This window comes from Actinosynnema sp. NPDC023658, assembly GCF_040639995.1.
GTDB lineage: Bacteria > Actinomycetota > Actinomycetes > Mycobacteriales > Pseudonocardiaceae > Actinosynnema.
Genome location: NZ_JBFAAX010000762.1, coordinates 1 through 2,723 on the forward strand (window position 1 = coordinate 1; position 2,723 = coordinate 2,723).

The 2,723-nt window shown below is 74.3% G+C and carries 1 protein-coding gene; it reads left to right on the forward strand.

The annotated features are described in order from the left end of the window. The coding region (locus AB0G02_RS34370; RefSeq protein WP_360802809.1) for an amino acid adenylation domain-containing protein at positions 1-2,723 on the forward strand (2,723 nt) is incomplete at both ends.

Here is a 2,723-nt window from a genome sequence, read left to right on the forward strand (position 1 = left end):
GCCACGAGAGCCTGCGCACGCTGTTCCCGGAGGTCGACGGCGAGCCGTTCCAGCTCGTCCCGGACGCCGTCGCGCCCGTCCTGACCGAGGTCGACGTGACCGCGGCCGAGCTGGACGAGCGGGTCCGGGCGGAGAGCCGGGGCGGGTTCGACCTCGCCGCGGAGTTCCCGTTGCGCACCACGCTGTTCACCGTGGGCGAGCACCGGCACGTGCTCGTGCTGGTGCTGCACCACATCGCCAGCGACGGCGCGTCCGCCGCTCCGCTGGCCCGCGACCTCGCCCGCGCCTACTCGGCCCGCTGCGCCGGCCTGGAGCCCGAGCTCCCGGTGCTGCCCGTGCAGTACGCGGACTACGCGCTGTGGCAGCGGGAGGTGTTCGGCGACGCGGACGACCCGACGTCGCCGCTGGGCCGCCAGGTGGACTTCTGGCGCGGCGCGCTGGCCGGCCTGCCCGACCAGATCGACCTGCCGCTCGACCGGCCGCGCCCGGCCGTCTCGAGCTTCCGCGGCGACGCCGTGCCGCTGAGCCTGGACGTCGACGTGCACCGCGCGTTGGCCGAGCTGGCCCGCAAGAGCCACACCAGCCTGTTCATGGTCGTGCAGGCCGGTCTCGCGGCCCTGCTGACGCGACTGGGCGGCGGCACCGACGTGCCGCTGGGCTCGCCGGTCGCGGGCCGGGCGGACGAGGCGCTGGACGACCTGGTCGGCTTCTTCGTCAACACCGTCGTGCTGCGCACCGACACCTCCGGCGACCCGACGTTCCGCGAGCTGCTGGCCAGGGTCCGCGACGCCGACCTGTCCGCGTTCGCCCACCAGGAGGTGCCGTTCGAACGGCTCGTGGAGGCGCTCAACCCCGAGCGGTCGCTGTCGCGGCACCCGTTGTTCCAGGTCGTGCTGTCCTTCCAGAACCACCTCGACGTGGCCTTCGAGCTGCCCGGCCTGCACATCACCGCCCAGGCTCCGGACACGGGCGCGGCGAAGTTCGACCTGACGGTCAACCTCGCCGAGCACCGGGACGCCGGCGGCGACCCGGCCGGGCTGTCCGGCCGGATCGCGTTCGCCACGGACCTGTTCGACGCCGGCACGGTCGCCTCGATCGCCACCAGGCTGGTGCGGCTGCTGACCGCGCTCGCCGCGGACCCGGACGCCACGATCGGCTCGGTCGACCTGCTCGACGAGGTCGAGCGGCACCGGATGCTCGTGACGTGGAACGACACCGCGACCGACGTGCCCGCGCTGACGCTGCCGGAGCTGTTCTCCGAGCAGGTGGCCCGCACCCCCGACGCACCCGCCGTGTGGGACCGCGGCCTGGAGCTGACCTACGCGGAGCTGGACGTCCGGGTCAACCGGTTCGCCCGGCTGCTGCGCGAGCACGGCGCGGGGCCGGAGCGGTTCGTCGCGGTGTCGCTGCCGCGGTCGGCGGACATGGTCGTGGCGCTGCTCGGCGCGTTGCGGTCCGGCGCGGCCTACGTGCCGGTCGACCCCGACTACCCGGCGGACCGCATCGCGCACATGCTCGGTGACACCAAGCCCGTGCTGCTGGTCACGGACGCGGAGCTGGAGCCCCGGCTGGCCGCCGCGGACTGCCCGCGGCTGCTCGTGGACGACCCGGACGTGCGGCGGCGCCTGGCGGCGTTGCCCGGCACGGCCCTGGGCGACCCGCCGTCGCTGCGCAACCCCGCGTACGTCATCTACACCTCCGGCTCCACCGGCAAGCCCAAGGGCGTCGTGGTCGAGCACCGGTCGCTGACCGACTACGTGGTCTTCGCCCGCCGCGACTACCGGGGCACCGGCGGCGTGACGGTGCTGCACTCACCGATCTCCTTCGACCTCACGGTGACGGGCCTGTACGTGCCGCTGGTCATGGGCGGCACCGTGCTGACCACGACCCTGGACGACGCCGACCCGGCCGTGCTGGCCGAGCTGCGCCGGCGGCCCGCCACGTTCCTCAAGGCCACCCCGAGCCACCTGCCGCTGCTGCACGCGCTGCCGCCGGAGTTCTCCCCGAGCACCGAACTGCTGCTGGGCGGCGAGCTCCTGCTCGGGGAGCTGGTGGACGAGTGGCGGCGCGACCACCCCGGCACGGCCGTCTACAACATGTACGGCCCCACCGAGACCACGGTGAACTGCACCGAGTACCGGGTGGAGCCCGGCGCGGTGATCCCCGCCGGCCCGCTGCCCATCGGCGGCCCGCTGGACAACACCCGGCTCTACGTCCTGGACGAGCACCTGCGGCCGGTGCCGGTCGGCGTGCCCGGCGAGCTGTACGTCGCCGGCGAGGGACTGGCCCGCGGCTACCACGCGCGGCCCGGCGCCACGGCGGCGAAGTTCGTCGCCAACCCGTTCGACGGCGGCGGCACCCGGATGTACCGCACCGGTGACGTGGTCCGCTGGAACCACGACGGCACGTTGAACTTCGTGCGCCGGGTGGACGACCAGGTGAAGCTGCGCGGGTTCCGGATCGAGCTGGGCGAGGTCGAGACCGTGCTCACCGGTCACGACGACGTGCACCGCGCCGCGGTGATCGTCCGCGAGGACCGTCCCGGCGACCAGCGCCTCGTCGCGTACGTGGTCGCGGAGGCCGGGCGGACCGTCGGATCGGCCGCGTTGCGCGCCCACGCGGCGGCGGCGTTGCCGGAGTACATGGTGCCCTCGGCGTTCGTGCTGCTCGACGAGGTGCCGTTGACGCCCAACGGGAAGCTGGACCGCCGCGGGCTGCCCGCC